Below are 5,512 nucleotides of genomic sequence, written 5' to 3' on the forward strand. Positions count from 1 at the left end.
GTGCCGGTGTTGCCATGATGGCAATCGGCAACGCGATGGGCATCCATCCTGGCATGGTGGCAGGTGCTGTCATCTGCGGCGCGATGTTCGGTGACAAATTAAGCCCGCTTTCCGACACAACCAACCTGGCTCCAGCGGTTGCTGGCTCTAAATTAAACGACCACGTGCGTTCCATGCTCTGGACCACGCTTCCGACCTTTGTCATCAGCCTGGTTCTCTTTGTAATTCTTGGCATCAGCCAGACTTCAGGGAACTATGAAACTGGAAATCTTCTGACATACATCGATGCCCTGCAAGGTGAGTTTAAACTTGGCTTCATCACTCTGCTGCCAGCCATCGCAATCATTATTCTGCTTTTATGCAAAGTAAACGCGGTTGTCTCCCTTGGTCTTTCCGCCATCTGCGCCGGAGCTGTCTCTTTCTTCTATCAGGGCGCAACTCTGCAGAGTATCATCCGTGTTGCTTACAACGGATACAGTACCAGCATTGAGGAAGGTATTTTACAGACCATCTTAAACCGCGGCGGTATGAGCAGCATGCTTCAGTATGTGGCAATCATCTGCTTTGCAGTTGGTATGGGCGGTATGCTGGATCGCCTCGGCGTTCTCGGCAATCTCTTAAACGCCATCGTAAATCACATCAACAGCGATGGCAGCCTGATTGCAGCAAGCCTTTTAGTCGGCTATGTAACCAGCTTAATCAGCTGTTCCCAGCCGATGTCCCATGTCCTGACAGGAAATATGATGAAACCGCTGTTCAAATCCAGAAAAATCGCACCGGAAATCCTTTCCCGTACCCTTGAGGACGCAGGTACTTTATCCGGTCCGATGATTCCGTGGCACGGTTACTGTGTATACATGTCTGGAACCCTCGGCGTTGCCTGGTCAGTATTCTTCCCATACCTGTTCTTACTGTACTTAACACCTTTGTTCAGTATTTTCTATGGATTTACGGGAATCTCCATCCGGCATACAGACGACGCTCAAAATTAAACCTTTCACTTGATGAAAACAAAATGATCGAAACATATATGCAGCCTTTGACACAGTATTTACCTGTGCAAAGGCTGAACACATCTAATTTGCCCGAACTTTTTTCATGATTTCGCGCAAAATATATTACATATGAATTTAGGAGATGAATATTTATGATGGAAACAAAGCTTGTACTTCTCGGAACCGGTACCCCGAATGCCTGCCCGAATGCCAGCGGTCCTTCTTCCGCAGTTGTCGTAGGCGACCGCGCTTATCTTGTAGATTTTGGTCCTGGCGTTGTCCGTCAGGCGGCGAAAGCATACCAACAGGGAATTGATGCCCTGCGCCCGGACCGGCTGATGATCGCATTCTGCACACATCTGCACACCGACCACACGGCCGGCTATCCGGATCTCATTTTTACCCCGTGGGTGCTGGAACGCCCGAAGCCGCTGAAAGTATTCGGTCCAAAAGGCATCCAGAATATGACCGAACATATTTTAAAAGCATATGAGACGGACATCGACTTCCGTATCCACGGCTTTGAAAAAGCCAACGAAAATGGCTACAAAGTCGAAACTACCGATATCCAGCCTGGTATCATTTATCAGGATGACCGCGTGACGGTTGAGGCATTTCCAGTCAGCCACGGTACGCTTGAAAGCTACGGATTTAAGTTTACAACGCCGGATAAAGTGATCGTGATCAGCGGTGACACGGCTCCGCTTGAGATCGTGGCGCAGAAAGCGGAAGGCTGCGATATTCTCCTCCATGAGGTCGAGTACACCGCCGGACTCTCCGCCAGAGAGCCAAAATGGCAGAAATACCACCAGGAAGTTCACACTCTCAGCGTTGATCTGGCAAAGATTGCCGCCAAAGCGCACCCGCGACTTCTGGTTACCTACCACCGTATCTATCACATGGAAATCCAGGACAACACCCGCGATGTCGAGGCTGAGATGGCGCGCAGAAACACCGCCATTTTGCAGGAAATCCGTGATGCCGGATATGAAGGTGCCGTTGTAAATGGACAGGATTTAGATGTATTCTAAGAAAAATTTAAGGGGCTGTGAAATAAGTCCCTGCCAGCATCATCCGGTCATTATCAAATGCCTTCTTCTTTTTCTCCGCATAGCAGTCTAAAAGGTCATTCACCCCCATTTTCGTTCTCTCCTCACCGCCCAGATCCAGGATGATCCGCCCTTCATCGAGCATGATCGTCCGATTTCCGGTCGTGAGCGCCTGCGACAGATTGTGGGTGATCATCAGCGTCGTCAGGTGGTTTTCCGACACAATCGACCGCGTGATCTCCATGACCTTATCCGCCGTCGCCGGGTCAAGCGCTGCCGTGTGCTCATCCAGAAGAAGGAGCTTTGGCATGACAAGCGTACACATGAGAAGCGTCACAACCTGTCTCTGACCACCTGACAGAAGCCCTACCTTCGTCTTCATACGGTTTTCCAGATCCATATGGTACTTCTCAAGCTCTGTCCGGAATAGATCCTTTTCCTGTTTGCGGACCGCACTTCGAAATGGCTTCCGATCCTTCCGGGTATATGCCAGCGCCAGATTTTCCTCGATCGTCAGATGCGGTGCCGTTCCTTTCATCGGATCCTGGAACACGCGCCCGATCTGGCGCGCCCTACGATGCTCCGACAGAAAAGTGATATCCTGACCATCCAGGAAAATCTGTCCCTGATCCAGCCAGTAATTGCCGCAGATCGCATTAAAAAGCGTCGATTTTCCCGCTCCGTTGGAACCGATGATCGTCACGAACTCCCCATCATCCAGATGCAGGTTCAGTCCGTTCAAAGCGTGGTGCTCGCTCGCCGTACCAGCGGAAAATACTTTGGTTGCCTGTTTTACATCTAACATAGTACATCTCCATCTTTTATCCCTGTTTGTAACTGCTTTCCAGGTTATTGTTCACACATATCTCTTTCTCTCGTCCGCTTCATCTTTGAAAGCCCCATCTGATAACGGATCGCCGGAAGCGCCAGCGCCGCCGCTACGATGCACGCTGATACCAGTTTTAACGCATATGCCGGAAAAATCTGGCTCTTGGTTGCCGCTGCGATGATATAACGGTAGATGATCGAACCGAAAATCGAGGAAAAAAATCCGATTTCCAGACCTCTTTTTCCAACAATCACTTCGCCAATGATGACCGATGCCAGACCTACGACCAGCATACCGGAACCGGAGTTTACATCCGCAAATCCCTGATACTGGGCAATCAGACCGCCGCTGACCGCTACCAGTGCATTGCTGAATGCCAGCGCCGTGATTTTCATCGCGTCTACATTGATGGAGGACGCGCTCACCATCGCCTCATTATCGCCCGTCGCCCGGATGCAGAGTCCCAGATGCGTCCGGAAGAAAAGAATCAGCAGCACCAGGCAGACTGCTGCTGCCGCGATCGCAATCACGAGTCTTGCCGCCTCTTTTGAAAGTCCCAGGCTTTCTGCCGCTTTAAATATGGTCGGAACATTGATGAGGGAAATATTCGGGCTGCTTCCCATCACAATCAGGTTGATGGTGTAAAGCCCGCACATTGTGAGGATGCCAGCTAATACCGCATGAATCCCCATCTTCGTCTGGAGTACGCCTGTCACACAGCCTGCCAGAGCCCCGGCCACAGCTGCTGCCACGATCCCGGCAACCGGATGCCCCGCCAGCGTGCAGACCGCCGAGGCTGCCAGTCCCAGCGTAAAACTCCCCTCCGCCGTCAGATCCGGAATATTTAAAATGCGGAATGTGACGTATATTCCAAGCGCCAGTATTCCATATAAAAATCCCAACTGCAGGGATCCGATCACCAGTGTCATGTGTGCTTCCTCCTATTTTCAAGTTCGTTTGTAATTACTCCGCAAATTTCCACAATCAATGAATGTGCGTACCAGCCAGACTGCTATATATCTTACTCCGCATCCTTTACAAAGGTTGCCTCGTTCTGCACCTCATCCGAGAATGTGATTTCCAGTGCATCGGCTGTATCCTGATTGATTACCATATTGGAAGCCGGTACCACAACAGCTGCAATATCCTCCATCGCAGTTCCGTTTAAGTATTCCAGCGCCATATCTGCGGTCTGTGCGCCGATCTCGGTATCGCTGATCGCAATCGTTGCAAATGCACCGGAATCAACCATAACAGCGGAGCTTCCATATACCGGAATCTTCGCATCTCTTGCCACTTCCGTTACCATCGGCATTGCACTCTGGATGACACTGTCATTCGGTACGAAAATCGCGTCAACCTCGCCCGCTAAAGACTGTGCCGCCTGCTGTACTTCAGATGAGTTCGTAACAACCGCCTCTTTATAGGAAAGTCCCTGATCGTCTAAATATTTTTTTGCATTCTCCACGGTGCTGACGGAATTGATCTCGCTTGTATTATACAACATTCCGTAGGTCTTACAATCTGGTGTCAGCTTATCGCTCAGTGCGAAAATATCCTCAACCGGAATCGCATTGGAAGTACCGGTTGCATTCTTATCCGGCTTTTCCATATCGGTAATGACACCCGCGCCGACCGGATTGGAAACAGCGATAAAGAATACCGGAATATCCGTCTCCAGGTTTACCATCGCCTGGGTCGCCGGAGTCGCAATCGTTGCAATCAGGTCAACACCGCTGTCTGCCATCTCCTGGCAGATGGTATTCAGCGCTGCCGCATCGCCCTGTGCATTTTTGTAAACAATATCGACTTTACCACCTGTATATTTTTCAGTCAGCTCCTCCGAGAAACCATCGCGCATATCTGCAAATGCACCGTTATCAATCATCTGGATCACGCCAACCTTGATATCGCCCTTTGCCTCGCTGGCTGCTGCCTCCGATGCATCTCCATTTTCAGAAGCCGCCTCAGAATCAGCCGCTGCTGTCGTCTCTGCCGCATTCGAGCCGCCACAGCCTGCCATCGTCAGTGCCATTGCCGCTGCCATCGCTGCTGCTGTGCCTCTTTTTGCCATCATTTCAAATCCATTCATTTTTCTCATAATACTCTCCCTTTCCGCCATCCTGGCTCTCGCTGATTTTGATTTCCAACGAAATATAAAATCCCCGGCGCAGACAAACTCCTGCGCCGGGGACGAATAAACAAATATCGTGGTGCCACCCCTGTTCTCAGACCTTCAAACTTTATATAAAAAAAGCAGATATTCTCACATAATGGAAAATATCTGCCATCCAGTCTGACTCATTCTACGGTACGGAAAACATAGACGTGATTGATAATGCGAAATCAGATATGCTCTCGATACCCTACCCTTTAACGCAGAGTTACGGCTGCAGCTACTCGAATCACTCTTTCACCTCGCATCTCCCAAATCCATTCCATACAGCCCTTCATACCGGTTTCCACCAAGCCCGGCTCTCTGTGATGTACCTCTGTATGTACTCGTTTTGTTCATCGATTTTGTAGTGTTGTATTTAATTTTTTCATAGTTTACCACTATGTTTTTAAGTTGTCAACCCTATTTTTGAATTTTTCTTTATCATCGGCAAAATCGGGTTACTGTTCACAGGTAGGCACTT

The 5,512-nt window shown here is 49.7% G+C and carries 5 protein-coding genes and 1 other annotated feature; of the genes, 2 read left to right on the forward strand and 3 right to left on the reverse strand.

From position 1 onward, the window contains the following. On the forward strand, nt 1–992 hold a 992-nt coding region (locus tag QVO97_RS00910), incomplete at its 5' end, for a Na+/H+ antiporter NhaC family protein (protein ID WP_288188538.1). Nucleotides 993–1,147: 155 nt separating this feature from the next. Further along, nucleotides 1,148–2,026 (forward strand): MBL fold metallo-hydrolase, encoded by an 879-nt coding sequence (locus QVO97_RS00915; protein ID WP_022358555.1) that lies wholly within the window; start codon nt 1,148–1,150, stop codon nt 2,024–2,026. Between the two features lie 7 nt (nt 2,027–2,033). Here QVO97_RS00915 and QVO97_RS00920 read toward each other — a convergent pair whose 3' ends face one another. The 3 genes from QVO97_RS00920 to QVO97_RS00930 form a co-directional block, all read right to left on the reverse strand. Further along, nucleotides 2,034–2,849: an ABC transporter ATP-binding protein gene (locus tag QVO97_RS00920; protein ID WP_022358556.1), complete on the reverse strand. Its 816-nt coding sequence runs from the start codon at nt 2,847–2,849 to the stop codon at nt 2,034–2,036. A gap of 44 nt (nt 2,850–2,893) precedes the next feature. Next, the gene (locus QVO97_RS00925) at nt 2,894–3,802 is read right to left on the reverse strand and encodes an ABC transporter permease (protein ID WP_022358557.1); all 909 of its coding nucleotides are present in this window, start codon (nt 3,800–3,802) and stop codon (nt 2,894–2,896) included. 92 nt (nt 3,803–3,894) lie between these two features. Continuing rightward, nucleotides 3,895–4,974, reverse strand: coding sequence for an ABC transporter substrate-binding protein (locus QVO97_RS00930; protein WP_022358558.1), 1,080 nt, complete (start codon nt 4,972–4,974; stop codon nt 3,895–3,897). Nucleotides 4,975–5,059: 85 nt separating this feature from the next. Further along, nucleotides 5,060–5,397, reverse strand: a binding site (T-box leader). Nucleotides 5,398–5,512: the final 115 nt, after the last annotated feature.

Source organism: Clostridium sp. CAG:43, from assembly GCF_000434655.1.
GTDB classification, from domain to species: domain Bacteria; phylum Bacillota; class Clostridia; order Lachnospirales; family Lachnospiraceae; genus Otoolea; species Otoolea fessa.